The following is a 20,452-nucleotide window of genomic DNA, read 5'->3' on the forward strand; positions in this document are numbered from 1 at the left end:
CCACCCGATTTCCGGGTAAAGGGCGAGATTCAGGATCGATCGCGACTTCGCGCGTCAACCGCGATATCCGCAACCACCGCCCCAATGACCAGGGCACCGCCAACAAGGGCGTGGACAGCAGGTATCTCGCGAAAGGCAATCCAGATCCAGAACGGCATCAGCGGCGTTTCCAGCGTCGCAATCAGGGAAGCCTGGCTCGACGGCAGGAGGCGCGAGCCGAGCATGTAGAATGTCAGCCCCAGCGCCACCTGAAAGCAGCCGAACATCGCGAGGATCGCGAGGTTGGCGCTGTCGATATGGACGAGGTCGTGCGCAAACGGAAGGCTGACGAGGCTTCCCAGGAAATTCGACAACGCCGCAGCTGCCACCATCGATGTCTCCTGGTAGCGTCGGATCACAACCGTCATCGCCGAGATGGCGAGTACCATGAAGCAACTCAGCGCCACGCCTCCAACATCAGCCCCGGCTTCGATGCCTCCGACCGTGATGGCGACGCCGCCAAAGGCAACGAGGCTCGCGATCAGGGTACGCCATGTTACGGCTTCGCCAAGCCACAGCCACGCCAGCGCCGCGGCCACGAACGGCTGCGTGGAGATCAGCACAGCCACATTCATCACCTTGGTCATCTGGAGCGCGGGGATGAAGGAAACCATGCCGAGCGTGGACAATGAGGCGACGAGCAAGCCGCCGCGTCCCGGCGCCACCAATTGCCGCAGCGCGCCGCGTCCCTGCATCAGGACGAGAAACACCGAGATCAGACTGCCGCCGAACACGCCGCGCCAGAACAGAATGGTCCAGGGATCGAACGGCAACAGACGTGTGAAGAACGGCGCCGTGCTCCAGGCAATCGCAGCTGATATGACGAGGGCAATGCCGAGACCGCGTTCCGAACGAGGCTGCCCCATGTCGATGCGACCGCTAGGACGGTTTCTTCGGCCGCGACACCAGTTCGATCATCTTGCCTTCGTCGTCGTCAGGCATCGCGGCCTTCGCTTGCGCGTAGGCTTCCACCGCGGCGCGCGCGACCAGCGGCTTGTCGGCCAGCAGGCTCTCGGCGAGCTTCACCGCGTAGGCGGCATCCTTGTGCCGCAGCGCTGCCGTGAATGTCGCGCCGGAGAAATCGCGGGAGACCATGCGCTTGGAATGACGCTGCACCTGCGGGCTCGCGGCCACGCCAGCCTGAATCGACTCCAGCACGAGGTTCATGTCGAGCCCGGCCTGCTCGGCAATGGCAAGCCCCTCGGCGAGGCCGGCGATCTGGATCGCGCCCATCAGATTGTTGATCAGCTTGTAGACCGTGCCGAAGCCGACCGCGCCGAAATGGCGGATGGTCGAGCCGATCGGCGTCAGATAAGGCCGCGCGCGTTCGAGATCGGCGGCATCGGCACCAACGAGCAAGGTCAGCTTTCCGCTCGCGGCCGCATCCGGCAATCCCGTCACGGGGCAATCGATATAGATCAGCCCGCGAGCGTTCATCTCGCGGCCCATCTCGCGCGCATGGTCATAGGAGACGGTGGAGCATTCGATCGCAATGGTGCCGGCCTTCGCGGTCTTGGCTGCGCCCTCGGGCCCGAGCCAGACCGCACGCGAGGCCTCATCATCGGCGACCATGGTCACGACGGCGTCGGCGTCGATCGCCGCGTCCTCAGGCGAGGTCGCCCAGAGCGCGCCGCGCGCGATCAGGTCTTCCGCTTTTGTTTTACTGCGATTCCACAGCGTCACCGTGAAGCCAGCATCGAGATAGCGGCCGGCCATGCCATGGCCCATCCGCCCAAGCCCGATGAAGGCGATCCGGGGCATCAGTCGACGTCCTCGATGTCGGCGCCGGGAGTGCCGAAGGCGCGCTGCGCCAGGGTCGCGGCCATGAAGTCGTCGAGATCGCCACCGAGCACGCCTGATGTGTCGGAGGTCTGCACACCCGTGCGCAGGTCCTTCACCATCTGGTAGGGCTGGAGCACGTAGGAGCGGATCTGGTGGCCCCAGCCGATGTCGGTTTTGGCGGCCTGGTCGGCGGCGGCCTTCTCTTCGCGCCGCTTCAGCTCGATCTGGTAAAGCCGCGCGCGGAGCATGTCCCAGGCCTGCGCCTTGTTCTTGTGCTGCGAGCGGCCGGCCTGGCAGACCACGGCGACACCGGTCGGGATATGCGTCAGCCGCACCGCGGACTCGGTCTTGTTGACATGCTGGCCGCCGGCACCACCGGAGCGCATGGTGTCGACGCGGACGTCGGATTCCTTGATGTCGATCTTGATGGTGTCGTCGATCACCGGAAACACAGCGACGGACGAGAACGAGGTGTGCCGCCGCGCGTTGGAATCGAACGGCGAGATCCGCACCAGGCGATGCACGCCCGCCTCGGTCTTCAGCCAGCCATAGGCATTGTGGCCGGAGACCTGGATGGTCGCGGACTTGATGCCGGCCTCTTCGCCCTCGGACTCTTCCAGCACCTCGACCTTGAAGCCGTGGGTTTCGGCCCAGCGCGAGTACATGCGAAGCAGCATCTGGGCCCAGTCCTGGCTTTCGGTGCCACCGGCGCCGGCATGCACTTCGAGATAGGAATCGAAACTATCCGCCTCGCCCGACAGCAACGCATCGAGCTCGCGCCGGGCGACTTCCTTCTTGAGGGTCTTGAGCGCGGCTTCGGCTTCCTTGACAACGCCCTCATCGCCCTCGGCTTCGCCGAGCTCGATCATGCCGATGTCGTCTTCGAGCTCCTGCTCGACCTTGCCGATGCCGGAGAGCGCATCCTCAAGCGAGGTGCGCTCCTGCATCAATTTCTGGGCTTTCTGGGGATCGTTCCAGAGATTGGGATCTTCTGCGAGCTTGTTCAGCTCAGCGAGGCGCGCCGTCGATTTCTCGACGTCAAAGATGCCTCCTCAGCAGCCCGACAGACTGCTTGATCTCTTCTACCAACCGTTCGATTTCGGCGCGCATGTGGTTCTCTGGTCTCGCGGAATTTTTCCGCGTCTAATGACAACGGGATGTAGCGGCGGCGGCTGCAAAGCGCAACCGCCGCGGCGACGAACGTTTGTCTTGTCCTAGGCCTTAGTACAGCCCGCCGGTGCCCGGCCGCATGAAGAAACCGGAATCCGGCTGCTGCTGCTGCGACGCCGGCACGCCGCCTCGCCCATCGGCATCGGCAACGCCGATGACGGAGTAGTTATCCGGCGGCGCCGTGCCCGGCTTGAAGGCTTCGAGAATGGTTCCGCCGGTCTCGCCCGGACCGGCGCGCATGCCGGACTTGGCGACGACCCGCACCAGCTTGATGCCGGCCGGCACCTTGAACGGGACCGCGGGCTTGTCGGCGAGCGCGAGCTGGAGGAAGTCGCGTGCGATGGGAGCTGCGAGATGGCCGCCGGTCGCGGCGTTGCCCTTGCCGAGCGGACGCGGTTTGTCATAGCCCATATAGATGGCAACGGCGACGTCGGGCGAGAAGCCGACGAACCAGGCGTCCTTGGCCTCGTTGGTGGTGCCGGTCTTGCCGGCGATCGGCTTGCCGACCTGCTTGACCACGGTCGCGGTACCGGCCTGGACCACGCCTTCCATCAGCTCGGTGATCTGATAGGCGGTCATGGAATCCAGCACCTGCTCGCGGCGGTCGATCAGCTGCGGCTCGTTCTGGTTCTTCCAGCCGCCGGGCGCGTCACAGCCACGGCATTCGCGCTGGTCGTGCTTGAAGATGGTGTGGCCGTAGCGATCCTGGATGCGGTCGATCAGGGTCGGCTTCACCCGGCGGCCGCCATTGGCGAGCATCGAATAGGCCGTGACCATGCGCATCGCCGTGGTCTCGCCGGCGCCGAGCGCGTAGGACAGATAGTTCGGCAGTTCGTCATAGACACCGAAGCGGCGGGCATATTCGCCGATCAAGGGCATGCCGATGTCCTGGGCGAGGCGCACCGTCACCGTGTTGAGCGACTGCCGCAATGCGTTGCGCAGCGTCACCGGCCCCTGGAATTTGCCCGAGGAGAAGTTTTCAGGCCGCCACACGCCCGCGCCCTGGCCTTGATCGATTTCGATCGGGGCGTCGAGCACGACAGTCGAAGGCGTATAGCCGTTGTCGAGCGCAGCCGAATAGACGATCGGCTTGAACGACGAACCGGGCTGCCGATAGGCCTGCGTGGCGCGGTTGAACTGGCTCTGGTCGAACGAGAAGCCGCCGACCATCGCCAGCACGCGGCCGGTCCAGGGGTCCATCACCACCATCGCGCCGGACACTTCGGGGATCTGGCGCAGGCGGTACTGGCCCTCGACAGGCTGGGCGTCCTTGTAGAGCGGATCGGCGTAGATCACGTCACCGGGCTGGAGCACCTGCGACACCGCGCTCGCCGCCCTGCCCTTCGCAGCCCCAGAGGCCGCTCTTGCCCATTTGATGCCGTCGAGCGTGATGAGGCCGGTCTCGCGCTGCTTGCTGATGGCGCCGCCGAGTTCGCGGCTCGGCTGGAAGCCGATGCGCGCCGACTGGTCGCTGGTCTCCAGCACCACGGCCATGCGCCATGGCGAGATATCGGACAGAGACTTGATCTCGGCGAGCTTCACGCCCCAGTCGCCAGAAATGTCGAGCTTGCTGATGGCGCCGCGATAGCCCTGCTGCTCGTCATAGTTGACGAGACCGGCGACCATGGTCTTGCGCGCCATGACCTGAATCTTGGGATCGAGTGTGGTGCGGACCGAGAGACCGCCCTCGTATAACTTCTTCTCGCCATAACGCTCGAAGATGTCGCGGCGCACTTCCTCGGCGAAATATTCGCCGGCGAAGGTGTGGGCGCCGTTGGAACGGCTGGTAACGGCCAGCGGCTCCTTGCGCGCCTTGTCGGCATCGGCCTGCTTGACCCAGCCGTTCTCAACCAGACGATCGATCACGTAATTGCGGCGCTCGATGGCGCGGTCGCGGTTGCGGACAGGATGCAGCGTCGCGGGCATCTTCGGCAGCGCCGCGAGATAGGACGCTTCCGCCACGGTCAGCTCGTTCACCGACTTGTCGAAATAAACCAGCGACGCGGCTGCGATGCCGTAGGCGCCAAGGCCCAGATAGATTTCATTCAGATAAAGCTCGAGGATCTTGTCCTTCGAGTAGGTCTTCTCGATCCGCATCGCCAGCAACGCTTCCTTGATCTTGCGGGCGAAGGAGACCTCGTTGGTCAGAAGGAAGTTCTTGGCGACCTGCTGGGTGATCGTGGAAGCGCCCTGCGGACGGCGGTTGGAGCCGTAGTTCTGGATGTAGACCACGCCGGCGCGCGCCATGCCGGTGTAGTCGATGCCGCCATGCTCGTAGAAATTCTTGTCCTCGGCCGCAAGGAAGGCGTTGATCACGAGTTTCGGCACCGCCTGGATCGGCAGGTACAGCCGCCGCTCCTTGGCGTATTCGCCGAGCAGCGAGCCGTCGGTCGCGTGCACGCGGGTCATCACCGGCGGCTCGTAATCCTGAAGCTGAGAGTAGTCCGGCAAGTCCTTGGAGAAATGCCAGATCAGGCCTGCGACGGCACCGACCCCGACAAGGAACAACACCGTTCCCGCGGCGAACAGGAAGCCCATGAACCGCACCAGCAAGCGCATTATCTGTTTATCCGTTCAAACTCTGGATCAGCCCAAAGATCAGCCCTGGCACCAGAAACAGGCACCAAACCATCGCGAATTCACCGGCTTTACTCAATACTATTAGTGCCGGACTCAAGGCGCTTGCCGAGCGGGATTCTCGCCGATTCCGGAACCCCCTGCGGCGTTTTTATAAAGCGCCCGCTGTGGCCAAACTAGGGCTTTTGCGGCGGGACGGAAAATCACTCTCAATTCGACGATCCCCGGGTCGTCAATATGACGATCCCCCGGTCGTCAATTCGACGATCCGGCCGTGGCCATCCGTTTGGCCAAAAATCCATCGATCGCCTGCGCCATCGAGCCCACGGCACGCGACCGCCATCCCTCGGAGACCAGATGCTCGAGGTCGCCCTTGTTGGAGACATAGCCGATCTCCACCAGGACCGACGGCACGTCGGGGGCCTTCAGCACCCGGAAGCCGGCTGACTTCAGGGGATGCTTGTGCATCCGCACCGTCGACTTCATTTCGCCCATCAACAGGCGGGCAAAACGGCTTGAAAAGGTACGGGTTTCCCGCTGGGTGAGATCGATCAGGATGTCGGCGACATCGGTCGGCTCCTCGGCGAGGTTGAAGCCAGCGATGGCGTCCGCCCGGTTCTCCGCATCCGCCAGCCGCTGCGCCTCGGCGTCGGAGGCCTTGTCGGACAACGTGTAGATGGTCGCGCCCTGCGCATCGCCCTCGGCGCGCGGCAGCGCGTCGGCATGGATCGAGACGAACAACGCCGCCTTGAGGTTGCGGGCGACTTTGACCCGGTCGTTGAGCGGGATGAAGGTGTCGTCGTCTCGGGTCATCACCACGCGATATTTGCCGGTCTTTTCCAGCCGTTCGCGTAGCGCCAGGCCAAAGGCCAGCACCAGATTCTTCTCGCTCTCGCCGCTCGACTGCGTGCCGTTGTCGATGCCGCCATGGCCGGGATCAATGACGACGACCGCGCGGCCATCGGCCTTCTGCCCGGCTTCAGGGTGGGCAGATGCGGGAACCGTCGCGGGCGGCGGATCGGCAATAGCCGGCCGCAGCTCAGGACGGTTTTCCGGAGCCAGCGACGGCACGAAGGCGGTGCGCTCGACCTCCTCCATTTCGAGCACCAGCCGCGCCGGCTGGCCGTTGGCAGCCTCCACCACGTAGGAATTGGCGATCTTGGCGGGGCCCGTCAGGTCGAACACGATTCGGGAGCCTCCGGGCATCACCAGCCCATAGCGGAAGGCCTTGACCAGTCCGCGTCCGCCGGACCCGGTGCCGGCGGGAAGTTGAAAATTGACCTGGGGAACGTCGACCACCACCCGATACGGGTCGGCCAGAGTGACTGCGCGGAAGCTAACGGTCTGATCGATGTCGAGGACAAAGCGAGTCTGCCTGCCGTCCCCGGCCAGTCGGGCGGCCGAGGCCGTTGGGAAATTCGCTGATGCAACAGGGAGTTGAGGCTGACTTTCCGCGGCCTTCAGGCGCGAGGAATCAGCACACGGCAATGCCGCCGCGCAGAGCAGCACGCATCCCAGCAGGATCCTTTGATTTGCGCGGCTCGCCACCGATTCCGTGCCTCCGAGCAGCCTCTTTAACGCAATAGAACCACAGGGTTAAACGATCCTTAATGACAGACACGCGAAACTCGCTGACTGTGACCGCCGTGCGACGCTCCTTGCACGGATGGCCCAATCCACGTATGTACGGAATGCTGACGGCCGATATTTCCGGTTGTGTCGCATTCAGCCTCCCGGTGCAGCGCCGGAACTCTCAAGGTTTGGGAATTCCAGCGTTTTTCCGTTCCCCTCTAAGTCCAGCGCGGTGCGCGGCAGCAAGGTGGAGCGGGGCAAGCCCCGGCGGCGGAACGGTCCTCGGTTACCAACACGTTTCCGGGACGGTTCTGACAGCGGCGCAACCCGTTACCCGGTCCCTTAATCCCAAGGGAGCGGTTCGTAATACCCCAAGGCGAGCGCGCTCGCGCCATGCCTGGCCAACAGCAACTGATTGAGGGGCGGCCCCGCCGCCCAATGTTTCATACGGGCCGACGCTTGATGCGCCAGACTGTGCCGACCAATTCTGAAGGACCATTCGCGACGCTGCGGAGTGACAATTCCGCGCGCCGCTTCGGTCCTCCGGCTTTCGGTTCGGCAAGGCGCGAGAGACGGTGTTTCGGCCTTCCCCTCACCCCCGAATCAGGTGGACCGTCGCGTCACCCGGCAGCGCTGATGGCGCCCACGGTGAATCGCGCCCGCCGCCGCCAAGAGTTAAGACATGCCCAACAAGATGTTGATCGATGCCACCCACCCGGAAGAGACCCGGGTCGTCGTGGTCCGCGGCAATCGCGTCGAAGAGTTTGATTTCGAGACCGCGCAACGCAAGCAACTGCGCGGGAATATCTACCTCGCCAAGGTCACAAGGGTCGAACCCTCGCTCCAGGCCGCTTTCGTCGAATATGGCGGCAACCGCCACGGCTTCCTCGCCTTCAGCGAAATCCATCCCGACTACTACCAGATTCCGGTTGCCGACCGGCAGGCGCTGATCGAAGCCGAGGAGCAGGCCCATCGCGAGGCCGAGGAAGAGAGCGAGAACCGCTCCCAGGGCCGCCGCCGCTCCCGCCACCGCAATTCCCGCCGCCGTAGCCATGGCGAGCGCGTCCGCAGCGAGGTCGTCGAAGGCGATCCCGCGGCCCGGCAGGTCCAGGGCGAGGCCCTGCCTGAGGGCGCTTCGCACGAGGGCGCGCACCTGCACGCCGACGCAGAGCATCACGGCGAGCACGAAGGCCACGATCATCACGGCCACGAAGCACATGACCACGAAGGGCATGACCACGACGACCATCATCATGCCCATGGTGACGATCATCACGCGCACGATCATCACGACCACGATCATCATGGCGAGCACGATCATCACGACCATGATCATGCCGACGAGACACCGGCGCCTGTCGCGGCGATCGGCGCCGAGCCCGCGGTCGCCACCGAGGCCGTTGCCGAGCCGGAGGAGTTTGCCTCCGACGCGCACGCTCACGATCTTGCCGAGGCCGTGACATCGGCTACTGAGCCTGCCGACGCCGTGTACGCCGCAGGTGAGAGTGCGCAGGCTCCGCATCACGACTCCGAAGCGACGGCCGAGGATGACGACGAAGACGAGGACGACGAGGAAGCCGAAGAGGACGTCGTTGAATCCGTCGGCGGCGACGATGTGCTGGAGGAAGTGCCGGAGCGCACCTTCCGTCCCCGCCGCCAGTACAAGATCCAGGAAGTCATCAAGCGTCGCCAGGTGATGCTGGTGCAGGTCGTCAAGGAAGAGCGCGGCAACAAGGGCGCGGCGCTGACGACCTACCTCTCACTCGCCGGCCGTTATGCCGTTTTGATGCCGAACACCGCGCGCGGCGGCGGCATCAGCCGCAAGATCACGAGCGCGCAGGACCGTTCGCGCCTGAAGGAAGTGGTGCAGGATCTCGACGTGCCCGAGGGCATGGGGATCATTCTGCGCACGGCGGGTGCCGCCCGCACCAAGCCCGAGATCAAGCGCGATTTCGAGTACCTGATCCGCATGTGGGAGACGGTGCGCGACATGACGCTGAAGTCGCAGGCCCCGACCCTCGTCTACGAGGAAGGCTCGCTGATCAAGCGCTCGCTGCGCGACCTCTACAACAAGGAGATCGACGAGATCCAGGTGGCGGGCGATGCCGGCTACCGCGAAGCGCGCGACTTCATGAAGATGCTGATGCCCGCCAATGTGAGCGCGGTGAGACAGTATCGCGACGGCCAGCCGCTGTTCTCGCGGATGGGCGTCGAAAGCCAGCTGGATGCGATGTTCTCGCCGACCGTACAGTTGCGCTCCGGCGGCTACATCGTGATCAACCAGACCGAAGCGCTGGTCTCGATCGACGTCAACTCCGGCCGTTCGACGCGCGAGCATCATATCGAAGATACCGCGCTCAAGACCAATCTCGAGGCCTCCGAGGAGGTTGCGCGTCAGCTTCGGTTGCGCGACCTCGCCGGCCTGATCGTCATCGACTTCATCGACATGGACGAGAAGCGCAACAACCGCGCGGTCGAACGCAAGCTGTCCGATTGCCTCCGGCAGGACCGCGCGCGGATCCAGGTCGGACGCATCTCGCATTTCGGCCTGCTCGAGATGTCACGCCAGCGCATCCGCGCTAGCGTGCTGGAATCCTCGACCGATCCCTGCACGCATTGCGGTGGCACCGGCCATGTCCGCTCGGTGTCCTCGGTTGCGCTCCAATTGCTGCGCGGCCTCGAAGAGATCCTGATGAAGGGCGCAACCCACAACCTCGTGGTCCGCACCCGCACCGACGTCGCGCTCTATGTGCTGAACCACAAGCGCGGCCATCTGCGCGACCTTGAGAACGGCTTCAAGGTCACGCTGTCGGTCATCGCCGACCCGAGCGTCAGCGGACCGCAGGCCTATGTCATCGACCGCGGCGAGCAGGTGCATACGCTGGAAGCCGCCAAGGCTCTGCTGGCGGCGCAGGCGGCCGCAAGCCCGCCGCCCCTGGTCGAAGAGGCCTATGACGACGAGGAGTTCGATCCGGAGACCGAATCCGAGGTCGAGACCGAGGAGACTGAAGGTCTCGCCGAGGAGCAGACCGCAGGCGACGCCGTTACCGAGCAGGACGGCCAGCGCCGCAAGCGTCGCCGTCGCCGCCGCGGTCGCGGTGGCCCGCGCGACGAGGAGACGCGCGAGGATGGCGCTCCCGTTATTGCCGAGACGGCCATGGCAGCCGGCGAAGGCGAAGAGGATGCCGAGGCCGAGCCGGACGGCGAGGAAGGCGAGGAACAGGCAGCCCGTGGCGAGCAGCAGGGCAGCGCCGACCGCCGTCGCCGGCGTGGTCGCCGTGGCGGACGCCGCCGTCGCGGTCCTGGAGAGGAAGGTCTCGCCGGCTCCATCAGCGACGAGCTCGCTGCCAATGCACCGTCGGAAGCGACCGACGCAGTCGCCGATTTCGACGGTTTTGGCAGCGAGGCTGCGCCCTCGATCGCGCAGGCCGAGCACACCTCTGAACCCCAGGTCAACCAGCCTGAGCCGCGCGCCGAGGCAAAGATCGAGGCAGCGGCCCAGCCTGAGCCGCCTCCTGCTGCCGCGGACGAAGAGCACGCCGACGACAAGGCCGCACGACGCCGCTCGACGGTTCGGGAAAAGGTGAGCTTCCTGTCGAGCAGCCAGAGTGAACCGACACCGATTGCACAGGCGGCCGAGCCGGTTGCCCCGCCCGCCCCCGCTCCGGAGCCCGCGCCCGCAGCGGCAAGCGAAACCTCGCCCGCACCGCGTCGTGCCGGCTGGTGGTCCCGCCGCTTCGGCGGCGGCGAATAGAGCAACAAGATAGTTGAAACCGCCCGGCCAAACCGGGCGGTTTTGATTTGGCGAGGTCAGTTCAATGCAAAGCGCGATCGTCCTCGGCGGCGGCATGATCGGCGTCAGCGCGGCGCTGCACCTGCAGCAGCGTGGCTGGTCCGTCACGCTGATCGACCGCAGAGAGCCGGGCCGAGAGACCAGCTACGGCAATGCCGGCATGATCCAGGCGGAAGCGGTGCGCCCCTACCCGATGCCGCGCGACCTCGCCACGCTCCTGAAGATCGCGACCGGCCGCACCAACGACGTGCGTTACAGCCTGTCTTCGCTTCATCTCCATATCGAGCCCCTGCTTCGCTATTGGTGGCATTCGGCGCCGAAGCGGCATCGTGAGGCGATCGACGCCTGGGCGCGGCTGATCGCCTACGCGACGGCGGAGCACGACATCCTCATTCGCGAAGCCCACGCCGACAATCTGATCCGCCGCGCGGGATACCGGCACCTGCATCGCGACGCAGCTTCGTTCGATCTCGCCGTCAAGGCGGCGGAAGAAGACCAGCGCGAATTCGGCGTGAGGTTTCGTGCGCTCTCGGGCGCCGAGCTCGCCAAGGCCGAACCTGTCCTGCGCGACGACCTGCCCGGCGCGATCCATTGGCTCGACACCTGGACCGTGTCCGATCCCGGCGCGCTGGTCACGGCCTATGCCGATCTGTTCGAGCGCCTCGGCGGCACCATCGTGCTCGGTGATGCCCAAAGCCTTCATCAGACCGCCACCGGCTGGTCGGTCAAGACAGACCATGGGCGCGTCGACGCCGCCCACGCCGTCGTGACGCTCGGGCCGTGGTCGCCCGATCTCCTGCTCAAATTCGGCTATCGCATCCCGCTGGTGCGCAAGCGCGGCTACCACATGCATTACAGCGGCGGCGCCTCGCTCGATCTGCCGCTGGTCGACAAGGCCGGTGGCTACGCCATGGGTCCGATGGCGAAGGGTATCCGCATCACCACCGGCGCGGAGCTGACCGGCCTGGACGCGCTCGCAACGCCCCTGCAGCTCGCCAGCGCGGAAGCTTCCGCGCGCGAGCTGATCGACCTCGGCAAGCGGGTCGAGCCCGACCCATGGTTCGGCACCCGCCCCTGCACGCCCGACATGCTGCCGGTGCTCGGCCCTGCCCCACGCCATGCCGGCCTCTGGATGAACTTCGGCCACGGCCACCAGGGCTTTACGCTTGGACCCGCGACCGGCCGCCTGCTCGCGGAGATGATGAGCGGCAAAACGCCCGCGATCGATCCCACGCCGTACCGGCCGGAGCGGTTCTAAGCCCTCGCAGCGAAAGAAAAAGGGCTGATCGAGGATCTCGACCAGCCCTATTATTTCAACATCTGACGGCGCTCGGCACCGTCACATGCAGATCAATCCGTCGTGACCGCCGTTTCCATGTCGGTCGGATCGATCTGCCGGGCGAGGTTGGCGTTGAGCTTGTCGCGATCGAGCTCGCCCTCCCACCAGGCGACGATCACGCAGGCAACGCCATTGCCGCACAGATTGGTCAGCGCGCGGCACTCGCTCATGAACTTGTCGATGCCGAGCACGATCGCCATGCCCGGCACGAGGCGCGGATCGACCACGGCGAGCGTCGCCGCCAGCGTGATGAAGCCCGCGCCCGTGATGCCGGAGGCGCCCTTCGAGGTCAGCATCGCCACCACCAGGATGGTGAGCTGCTGGCCGAAGGTGAGATCGAAGCCCAGCGCCTGCGCGATGAACAGCGTCGCCAGCGTCATGTAGATGTTGGTGCCGTCAAGATTGAACGAATAGCCCGTGGGCACCACGAGGCCGACCACCGACTTGGAGCAGCCGAGGCGCTCGAGCTTTTCCATCAAGGACGGCAACGCGCTTTCCGAGGACGAGGTGCCGAGCACAATCAGCAGCTCGTCCTTGATGTAGGCGAGGAACTTGAAGATGGAGAAGCCGGCGAAGCGCGCGATGATTCCGAGCACGACGAATACGAACAGCGCCGCGGTCAGGTAGAACGTCGCGATCAGGCCGACCAGGTTGAGGATCGCCCCGGTGCCGAACTTGCCGATGGTGTAGGCCATCGCGCCGAAGGCACCGATCGGGGCTGCGCGCATCACGATGGAGATGACGCCGAACACCGCATGCGCGGCGTCGTCGATGAACGAGCGGATGGTGTGGCCGCGTTCACCGAGCCCCATGATGGCGAAGCCGAACAGCACCGAAAACAGCAGCACCTGCAGGATCTCGCCTTGCGCGAAGGCGCCGACGACGGTGTCCGGAATTATGTGCAGCACGAAGTCGACCGACTTCTGGCCTTCGGCCTGCTTGGCGTAGTTGGCGACGGCCTGCGCATTGGCGGCGGCACCGCCGAAGCCCGCACCCGGCTTCACCAGATTGCCGATGACTAGGCCGATCACCAGTGCGAAGGTCGAGACGATCTCGAAATAGACCAGCGCCTTGACGCCGATGCGGCCGACCTTCTTGGCGTCCTGGATATGGGCGATGCCCGAGACAACGGTGCAGAAGATGATCGGCGCGATCACCATCTTGATCAGCTTGATGAAGCCGTCGCCGAGTGCCTTGATCCACTCATTGGTGGCGACCGACGGCCAGAGCCAGCCGACGATGGCGCCGAGCACGATCGCGATCAGCACCTGGATATAAAGTACCTTGTACCACGGCTTGGCGGCGGGCGGCGCGACCGGCGCCCCCACCATCGTTGTCGTCGTCATTGTTTCACTCCCCCTCAAAACGCCAGGCCAGCCAAGATCAACTTGGCCGGCCCTGTCAATCGGAACTGCTCGATATTGCGCGCTTTACCCGCGATCGACCACCCGGCGTATCGCCGGCATCAACGTCGCGCCCAGCGCGTTCTTGACCAGCGACGCCGCAACGAACGGCATCAGGCCGACCTGCCACGCCTTTGCGGCGCCCAGGCCGAGACCGAAGGCCAGCCAGCCAAAGCCCGCGGCCAGAATGAGGATGTGGCCGGCCGCCATGGCCGCAAACAGCAGCGTTACGCTGCGATCCCAGCCGCGCTCGGCGAGCCAGCCGGTGACGAAGGCGGCGCCAATGAAGCCGAACAGATAGCCCGCGGTCGGGCCCACCAGCGGTGCAATTCCACCGACAGGGCCGGCGAACACCGGCAGGCCCATTGCACCCTCGGCGAGGTAGGCGATCATGGTTGCGCTGCCAAGCCGCCAGCCATAGGCGGCGCCGATCATCAACACGACCAGCGTCTGCAATGTCATGGGCACGTAAGGCAGCGGCAGGTTCACCTTGGCTGACAGCGCCATTAAGGCGGTGCCGAGCGCAATCAGCACGACAGCGCGCAAGGCGCCGACGGTTTCACCCGGCCGGATCGGCCACATCAATGCGGCGAGAGGAGAATGCGTGGCGGTAGAGGGGACGGAACGGTCAGACAAGTTGCACTCCAGAAGGCGGGCGAAAACTGGCGGCTATTTAAGCCAGTGAGCGATCCGGTCAACTGCTTCCCGCATCTCCGCAGCCGAACGCGCATAAGAGAGCCGTATGAATGAACGACCATGGATGGGATCGAAGTCGAGGCCCGGCGTGACCGCGACATGGGCCTGTTCGAGCATCTGCTTGGCGAACTCGAAACTGTCGGAGGTGAAATCCGAGACGTCCGCATAGAGATAGAACGCGCCGTCGGCCGGCAGAAATCTGGTCAGGCCGGCCTTGGGCAATCCCTCGATCAGGATGCGCCGGTTTTCCTGATAGCCGTGCTTGATCTCCTCCATCTCGGCCGCGCCGTCGAAGGCCGCTTCGGCCGCGATCTGCGACAGCGACGGCACCGAGATCGACAGGTTCTGCTGCAGCCGCTCGATCGGCCGCACCAGAATCTCGGGCACGACCATCCAGCCGACGCGCCAGCCCGTCATGCAGAAATACTTCGAGAACGAGTTGATCACGAGCGCGTGGTCCGACAGCGCCGCAGCCGTCACGGCGGGAAACGCGTAGTCGAGCCCGTGATAGATCTCGTCCGAGATGAAACGGATGCCGGCGTCTTCCGCCGCAGCGATCAGGCCGGCGAGCGCCTCGCGGGACATCATCGTCCCGGTCGGATTGGCGGGACTGCCGACCAGCACGCCCTTCAGCGGCGCCTTGCGATGGGCGGCCAGCAGCGCCTCGCCCGTCAGCGCATGGCGGGTCTCGTTCGTGGTCTCGATCAGCACCGGCTCGCAGCCGAGCGCGGTAAGGATATGACGGTACGGCGGATAACCCGGCACCGTCACGGCAACGCGGTCGCCCGGCTCAAACATCGCCAGGAAAGCCAGAATGAACCCGCCGGAGGAGCCGGTGGTCACTACGACCCGCTCGGGGCTGACGTCACAGCCATAGGCATCGCGATAATGCCGCGCGATGCGCTCGCGCAAGGAGGGGATGCCGAGCGCTGAGGTATAGTCGATCCGCCCGGCCTCGAGCGCCACATGGGCGGCTGCAATCGCGGTCTTAGGCGCGCCGGCGGCGGGCTGGCCAACCTCCATGTGGATGACATGGCCCCCGGCCGCCTCGATTCGGGCCGCCGCGGCCATCACGTCCATCACCATGAACGGGGGAACATCGCTGCGGCGGGAGGCCGCGAGCCACTGCCCCAACCGGTTCCTCAAGGTCGCATCGTGCATCGATTTCTGATATTCGCTGGCGGGGCCGATCCGTCCGACCCGGGAAAAACGGGGTGCTTGCGCCCCAGACTGGCCGCATTGTACGGCTCATAAGGGGAACGGCTCAAAAGGGCATATCGCGTATCCGGTCCGCCGCCAATCGCCAAAACCAATCACGAAACTGCTCGACCAAGACTGCTCGACCAAGAATGCTTGACCAGCCTGCTGATAAGACCGTTTGACCCAGACCGCTTGATGTTGTTCCAGATCGCATTGCGCAAGAAGGCCACCGCCCTCATCTCCCTCCTCGCGGCGGCTGCGATCGCGCTGACGCCGTTCTCGGCCGCGCATGCGCAGGCCAAGGGGCCGCCGGTCCTGCGCGACACCGAAACCGAGCAGCTGCTGCGCGAATACACCCGCCCGATCCTGCGGGTCGCCGGCCTGGAGAAGCAGAACATCCAGATGGTGATCGTCAACGAGGGCTCGTTCAACGCGTTCGTCGCCGATGGCCGCCGCATCTTCGTCAATTACGGCGCGATCCTCCAGTCGGAAACGCCAAACCAGATCATCGGCGTGCTCGCGCACGAGACCGGGCATCTGGCCGGCGGCCATTTGTCCAAGCTGCGCGAGCAGCTCGCCAACGCCCAGACCCAGATGATCATCGCCATGCTGCTCGGTGCTGGCGCGATGGCGGTCGGCAGCACCCGCGGCAGCGGCAGCGCCGGCAACAATGGCCTTGCCAATGCAGGAGCCGCCGCCCTTGCCGGCCCGCAGGAGATGATCCGCCGGACCTTGCTGTCCTATCAGCGCCAGCAGGAGGAGAACGCCGACCGCGCCGGCGTGAAATTCCTGACTGCGACCCAGCAGTCGCCGAAGGGCATGTACGAGACCTTCAAGCGCTTCACCAGCGAGAGCCTGTTCGCGGCTCGCGGCGCCGATCCCTATCTCCAGTCGCACCCGATGCCCGCCGAGCGCGTCGCTTCACTGCAGGAGTTCGCCAGCGCCAGCCCTTATTGGGACAAAAAGGACGATCCCGCGCTCCAGCTGCGCCACGACATGGTGCGCGCCAAGATCTCCGCCTTCATGGAGCGGCCGGAAACGGTGTACCGCCGCTATCCCCTGACCAACGACAGCATGCCGGCGCGCTATGCCCGCGCCATCAGCACCTATCTGCACGGGGATTTGCGCAGCGCGCTCACCCAGATCGACGCGCTGATCCAGGTCCAGCCCAACAACGCGTATTTTTACGAGGTGCGCGGCCAGGCCCTGCTGGAGGGCGGCAAGCCGGCGGAGGCGATCCCGGCCCTGCGCAAGGCTGTCGCACTTTCGAACAACGCGCCCCTCATCGAGATGTTACTTGGGCAGGCTCTGGTTGGGTCCGATAATAAGGCCTACACCGATGACGCCGTTCGGATTCTCCGGGCCGCGGTCGCACGGGAACCGGAGGCCGTGCTCGGCTACATGCAGCTCGCGATGGCGTATGGCCGGAAAGGCGACTATGCCGAGGCGGATCTGGCGTCGGCGCAGGCCGCCTATCTGCGCGGCGACAACAAGACCGCCCGCGAGCTTGCGACGCGCGCGAAAACCCGTTTCGCCGTCGGCACGCCCGGATGGGTCAAGGCCGACGACATCGTGGCGTCGAAACCGCCGCGCAACTGACAAGACCAAGACGATCTTACAAGACGACGCCTTACGCCACGACGCCTTACGAAACGACGTCACGACACCGAGCTTAAGTCCGCCGGGACGTTTTCCGAAACCTGCTTTGGATAAGAGGATTTGCCTATGCCTTCGCTGCGCCTGCTTGCTCCCGCGCTGTTTGCGCTCGCCATGTTCGGCGCAGCCGCGCCCGCGTCGGCCGACAGCTTCTCCGATGCCCAGCGCACGGACATCGAGGCGATCATCAAGAACTATCTCGTCACCCATCCCGAGGTGCTCGAGGAAGCGATGACCGAGCTCACCAAGCGCCAGGCCGCGGCGGAGACGCAGAAACACGAGGCCAGCGTCGCTCAGAATTCCGATGCGATCTTCAACTCACCGCGCCAGGTCGTGCTCGGCAACAAGGACGGCGACGTCACCTTCGTCGAGTTCTTCGACTACAATTGCGGCTACTGCAAGCGCGCGATGGACGACATGCTCACCCTCATGAAGGCCGATCCGAAGCTGAAGGTGGTGCTGAAGGAGTTTCCGGTACTGAGCCAGGGCTCGGTCGAAGCGGCCCAGGTCGCCGTCGCGGTGCGCATGCAGGATCCCTCCGGCAAGAAGTACCTCGACTTCCACCAGAAGCTGCTCGGCGGTCGTGGCGCGGCCGACAAGGCGCGCGCACTTCAGGCGGCCAAGGAAGCTGGCCTCGACACCGCTCGAATCGAGAAGGACATCGGCAGCGCCGAGGTGCGCAGCACCATCGAGGAGAACTTCAAGCTCGCCGAAGCAATGGGCATGAACGGCACGCCGAGCTACGTGATCGGCAAGCAGATCGTTGTCGGCGCCGTCGGCGTCGATAGCCTGAAGGAAAAGATCGCTGTGGCCCGCTGCGGCAAGGCGACCTGTTAAAAAGGCGACCTGCTAACAAGGCGACCTGCTAACAAGGCGACTTGCTGATCAGCGATCTGACTGATCAGCGATCTGCTCTACAACTTCACGCATGCAAAAGGCCGGCTGAAAAGCCGGCCTTTTCATTGCGCCGAAATTTGGCGCACGCATTCATCTGGCATTCAACAAACAAAAGCCTCGGAACCACCGAAGTTCCGGAACAACTCAAATCTCCTTTCGTTGTCGGCGCGGGCAATGACGCAAATGAACCCGTGAGGAGAATTCCATGTCTAACCGCTTTATGATCTCGGTTGCCACACTCGCGCTCGTCGCGGGCACCGGTCTGGCGAACGCACAGGGCACCATGAACCGCGACAGCGGTGGCGGCGCCGGTGGTGCGCAGACGCAGCATTCGCAGCCCTCCGGCGGCGCCGCCGAACGCGGCGGCTCGATGGGTAAGGAATCCGCCCATGAGAAGGGCACCGTCGGCCAGGCCGGCGGCTCCAGCAGCATGAAGTCCGGCACGTCCGCCGAGGACAAATCCTCCGGCGCAACAAAGGACGAGCACTCCGGCCGCGAGATGAACAAGAACGCGGCTGAGGACAAGTCCGGCGCCACCAAGGGCCAGCACACCGACGAACGCGCGCAGGGTCAGCAGGACAAGTCCAAGAGCATGAGTCAGGACACGAGCAAGTCCGGCGCCAAGGACCAGAAGGACATGAAGGCTGAGGGCGCCAAGAGCGGCACCAGCAGCACCAACAATGCCGAGAACCAGAAGGGTACCGAGACGCGCACCAACCAGAACGCTCAGGGCCAGACCGGCACCAGCACCAACCAGAACACGCAGGGTCAGAGCAGCACCAACACGACGGTCGGTCAGGCCGGCGCGGGCGCCAAGCTCTCGACCGAGCAACGCACGCAGATCACCTCGGTGATCCGCGAGGAGCACGTGCGTCCGGTGACCAACGTGAACTTCTCGATCTCGGTCGGCACCCGCATTCCGCGCGAGGGTATTGAGCTGCACACCCTGCCGTCCCGCGTCGTGACGATCTATCCGGAATGGCGGACCTATCGCTACGTCCTGGTCAAGGATGAGATCGTGATCGTGAATCCGGACACCTATGAGATCGTGGCTGTCCTGAACACGTAAGACGATACCCGGCAACCATCGGGGGCGGGCAGCAATGCCCGCCCCTTTGCCGTTCGGCCGGCAGCCATGCTTCGGACTGGTTAACAAGCAATTTCCGTAGCTTCCACACAGATTTTTGCACCCCGGATGAGGTATCTGAAGCCACCTCGGAGGTCCTTCAAGGCTTCCCCTCACGCGCTTTGTTACCTATAACCCCCGCCACGCTGAAGCAGCTCTTGCGGGATTGGAATGGCCGAACCAGCAACCGACACGATCCTTGTCCTGAACGGGCCGAACCTCAACATGTTGGGGACGCGCGAGCCCGAGAAGTACGGGCATGCGTCGCTGGCCGACGTCGAGGCGCTGTGCCGGGAGACGGCGGCGACGTTCGGCCTCAAGGCCGACTGCCGGCAGTCCAACCGCGAAGGCGAGCTGATCGACTTCATCCACGAGGCACACGCCCGCAAGATGAAGGGCATCATCATCAATGCCGGCGGCTATTCGCACACGTCGATCGCGCTGCACGACGCGCTGCTCGCGGTGCAGATCCCGACGGTCGAAGTGCACGTCACCAACATTCACGCCCGCGAGAATTTCCGACATCACTCCTACACCGCGCGCGCGGCCTTCGCCTCCCTCTGCGGTTTCGGCATCGAGGGCTACCGCCTCGCCATCCAGGGCCTTGCCGCCAAGCCCGGCATCAAGCCCAAAGCCTGACGCTCCCCTTCACACAGAACATTCGGATCAAACAACATGGCGCGCCAGCCAGACGACAAAGCAGCCGCAAAGTTTTCCAGCGAGGATTCTGCCCTCGTCCGCGAGCTCGCCTTGCTGCTCGATGAGACCAGCCTCACCGAAATCGAGATCGAGCGTGCCGGCCTGCGCCTGCGCGTCGCCCGCAATATCAGCGTCGCCGCGACCATGCCGATGCAGATGGCAGCTGCCCCCGCCGCGCTCCCGGCGGCCGCAGCTGCCGCCGCGCCTGCCGCTGCCGACCTGTCGAAGCATCCCGGCGCCGTGACCTCGCCGATGGTCGGCACCGCCTATTGGGCGCCGGAGCCCGGCGCCAAGCCGTTCATCGAGGTCGGCAGCAAGGTCTCGGTCGGCCAGACGCTGCTGATCATCGAAGCCATGAAGACCATGAACCAGATCCCCTCGCCGCGCGCCGGCACGGTGACGCAGATCGTGATCGAGGACGGCCAGCCGGTCGAGTACGGCGAGCCGCTCGTGATCATTGAGTGACGTTCGAGGGCGGTCTCATCGCCCTCGCCGCTTTCCGC

At 64.8% G+C, this 20,452-nt stretch carries 16 protein-coding genes; 7 read left to right on the top strand and 9 right to left on the bottom strand.

Annotated elements, in window-relative coordinates; all coding sequences use genetic code 11:
• Positions 1-29: 29 nt before the first annotated feature.
• The 6 genes from IVB54_RS21235 to IVB54_RS41680 all read right to left on the bottom strand — a co-directional run bounded on the left by IVB54_RS21235 (position 30) and on the right by IVB54_RS41680 (position 8,581).
• On the bottom strand, positions 30-905 hold the full coding sequence (locus IVB54_RS21235; protein ID WP_247338035.1) for a DMT family transporter: 876 nt from the start codon (positions 903-905) through the stop codon (positions 30-32).
• Between the two features lie 13 nt (positions 906-918).
• Positions 919-1,800 (bottom strand): NAD(P)-dependent oxidoreductase, encoded by an 882-nt coding sequence (locus IVB54_RS21240; protein WP_247338036.1) that lies wholly within the window; start codon positions 1,798-1,800, stop codon positions 919-921.
• Positions 1,800-2,931 (bottom strand): peptide chain release factor 2 gene (prfB, locus tag IVB54_RS21245; RefSeq protein ID WP_157642912.1). Its coding sequence is split into 2 segments (ribosomal slippage): positions 1,800-2,861 and positions 2,863-2,931, totalling 1,131 coding nucleotides; the frame shifts between segments, so codons are not numbered across the junction. The genes IVB54_RS21240 and prfB overlap by 1 nt, the downstream gene beginning before the upstream one ends.
• Positions 2,932-3,042: 111 nt before the next feature.
• The gene (locus tag IVB54_RS21250) at positions 3,043-5,550 is read right to left on the bottom strand and encodes a penicillin-binding protein 1A (RefSeq protein ID WP_018454472.1); all 2,508 of its coding nucleotides are present in this window, start codon (positions 5,548-5,550) and stop codon (positions 3,043-3,045) included.
• 273 nt (positions 5,551-5,823) lie between these two features.
• Entirely contained in the window at positions 5,824-7,116 is a 1,293-nt protein-coding gene (locus tag IVB54_RS21255) for an N-acetylmuramoyl-L-alanine amidase (RefSeq protein ID WP_204511084.1), read from the bottom strand.
• Positions 7,117-7,732: 616 nt separating this feature from the next.
• The gene (locus IVB54_RS41680) at positions 7,733-8,581 is read right to left on the bottom strand and encodes a hypothetical protein (protein WP_345947065.1); all 849 of its coding nucleotides are present in this window, start codon (positions 8,579-8,581) and stop codon (positions 7,733-7,735) included.
• A gap of 15 nt (positions 8,582-8,596) precedes the next feature.
• Between IVB54_RS41680 and IVB54_RS21260 the strand changes: the two genes are divergently transcribed.
• Both IVB54_RS21260 and IVB54_RS21265 read left to right on the top strand, forming a co-directional pair.
• Positions 8,597-10,894, top strand: a complete 2,298-nt coding sequence (locus IVB54_RS21260) for a ribonuclease E/G (protein ID WP_345947064.1) — start codon at positions 8,597-8,599, stop codon at positions 10,892-10,894.
• Between the two features lie 64 nt (positions 10,895-10,958).
• Positions 10,959-12,191, top strand: coding sequence for an FAD-binding oxidoreductase (locus IVB54_RS21265; protein WP_018454475.1), 1,233 nt, complete (start codon positions 10,959-10,961; stop codon positions 12,189-12,191).
• A 92-nt stretch (positions 12,192-12,283) separates the two neighbouring features.
• Here the strand turns inward: IVB54_RS21265 and IVB54_RS21270 are convergent, their stop codons facing one another.
• The 3 genes from IVB54_RS21270 to IVB54_RS21280 form a co-directional block, all read right to left on the bottom strand.
• Positions 12,284-13,618 (bottom strand): dicarboxylate/amino acid:cation symporter, encoded by a 1,335-nt coding sequence (locus tag IVB54_RS21270; RefSeq protein ID WP_018454476.1) that lies wholly within the window; start codon positions 13,616-13,618, stop codon positions 12,284-12,286.
• A gap of 84 nt (positions 13,619-13,702) precedes the next feature.
• Positions 13,703-14,257 carry a biotin transporter BioY gene (locus tag IVB54_RS21275; protein ID WP_018454477.1) on the bottom strand — a complete coding sequence of 185 codons (555 nt, stop codon included), beginning with the start codon at positions 14,255-14,257 and terminating at the stop codon, positions 13,703-13,705.
• An 87-nt stretch (positions 14,258-14,344) separates the two neighbouring features.
• Positions 14,345-15,532, bottom strand: a complete 1,188-nt coding sequence (locus tag IVB54_RS21280; protein ID WP_018454478.1) for an aminotransferase class I/II-fold pyridoxal phosphate-dependent enzyme — start codon at positions 15,530-15,532, stop codon at positions 14,345-14,347.
• 234 nt (positions 15,533-15,766) lie between these two features.
• Here IVB54_RS21280 and IVB54_RS21285 point away from each other — a divergent pair, with 234 nt between their 5' ends.
• The 5 genes from IVB54_RS21285 to accB all read left to right on the top strand — a co-directional run bounded on the left by IVB54_RS21285 (position 15,767) and on the right by accB (position 20,414).
• Positions 15,767-17,170: a M48 family metalloprotease gene (locus tag IVB54_RS21285; protein WP_018454479.1), complete on the top strand. Its 1,404-nt coding sequence runs from the start codon at positions 15,767-15,769 to the stop codon at positions 17,168-17,170.
• Between the two features lie 126 nt (positions 17,171-17,296).
• Positions 17,297-18,064, top strand: coding sequence for a DsbA family protein (locus IVB54_RS21290; RefSeq protein ID WP_018454480.1), 768 nt, complete (start codon positions 17,297-17,299; stop codon positions 18,062-18,064).
• A gap of 265 nt (positions 18,065-18,329) precedes the next feature.
• Positions 18,330-19,193: a DUF1236 domain-containing protein gene (locus tag IVB54_RS21295; RefSeq protein WP_026232742.1), complete on the top strand. Its 864-nt coding sequence runs from the start codon at positions 18,330-18,332 to the stop codon at positions 19,191-19,193.
• Between the two features lie 228 nt (positions 19,194-19,421).
• Positions 19,422-19,889, top strand: a complete 468-nt coding sequence (gene aroQ, locus IVB54_RS21300; RefSeq protein ID WP_018454482.1) for a type II 3-dehydroquinate dehydratase — start codon at positions 19,422-19,424, stop codon at positions 19,887-19,889.
• Positions 19,890-19,925: 36 nt separating this feature from the next.
• The gene (gene accB / locus IVB54_RS21305) at positions 19,926-20,414 is read left to right on the top strand and encodes an acetyl-CoA carboxylase biotin carboxyl carrier protein (protein ID WP_007591611.1); all 489 of its coding nucleotides are present in this window, start codon (positions 19,926-19,928) and stop codon (positions 20,412-20,414) included.
• The last annotated feature ends 38 nt before the right edge of the window (positions 20,415-20,452 follow it).

Source organism: Bradyrhizobium sp. CW1 (assembly GCF_023100665.1).
Lineage (GTDB): Bacteria > Pseudomonadota > Alphaproteobacteria > Rhizobiales > Xanthobacteraceae > Bradyrhizobium > Bradyrhizobium canariense_D.

Bases quoted from the DNA above. Each gene is read 5' to 3' on its own strand.
- IVB54_RS21295 (WP_026232742.1), top strand. From the start codon at position 18,330: ATGTCTAACCGCTTTATGATCTCGGTTGCCACACTCGCGCTCGTCGCG.
- IVB54_RS21270 (WP_018454476.1), bottom strand. From the start codon at position 13,618: ATGACGACGACAACGATGGTGGGGGCGCCGGTCGCGCCGCCCGCCGCC.
- IVB54_RS21250 (WP_018454472.1), bottom strand. From the start codon at position 5,550: ATGCGCTTGCTGGTGCGGTTCATGGGCTTCCTGTTCGCCGCGGGAACG.
- IVB54_RS21235 (WP_247338035.1), bottom strand. From the start codon at position 905: ATGGGGCAGCCTCGTTCGGAACGCGGTCTCGGCATTGCCCTCGTCATA.
- IVB54_RS21275 (WP_018454477.1), bottom strand. From the start codon at position 14,257: ATGTGGCCGATCCGGCCGGGTGAAACCGTCGGCGCCTTGCGCGCTGTC.
- IVB54_RS21265 (WP_018454475.1), top strand. From the start codon at position 10,959: ATGCAAAGCGCGATCGTCCTCGGCGGCGGCATGATCGGCGTCAGCGCG.
- accB (WP_007591611.1), top strand. From the start codon at position 19,926: ATGGCGCGCCAGCCAGACGACAAAGCAGCCGCAAAGTTTTCCAGCGAG.
- IVB54_RS21285 (WP_018454479.1), top strand. From the start codon at position 15,767: ATGTTGTTCCAGATCGCATTGCGCAAGAAGGCCACCGCCCTCATCTCC.
- IVB54_RS21240 (WP_247338036.1), bottom strand. From the start codon at position 1,800: ATGCCCCGGATCGCCTTCATCGGGCTTGGGCGGATGGGCCATGGCATG.
- IVB54_RS21280 (WP_018454478.1), bottom strand. From the start codon at position 15,532: ATGCACGATGCGACCTTGAGGAACCGGTTGGGGCAGTGGCTCGCGGCC.
- aroQ (WP_018454482.1), top strand. From the start codon at position 19,422: ATGGCCGAACCAGCAACCGACACGATCCTTGTCCTGAACGGGCCGAAC.
- IVB54_RS21290 (WP_018454480.1), top strand. From the start codon at position 17,297: ATGCCTTCGCTGCGCCTGCTTGCTCCCGCGCTGTTTGCGCTCGCCATG.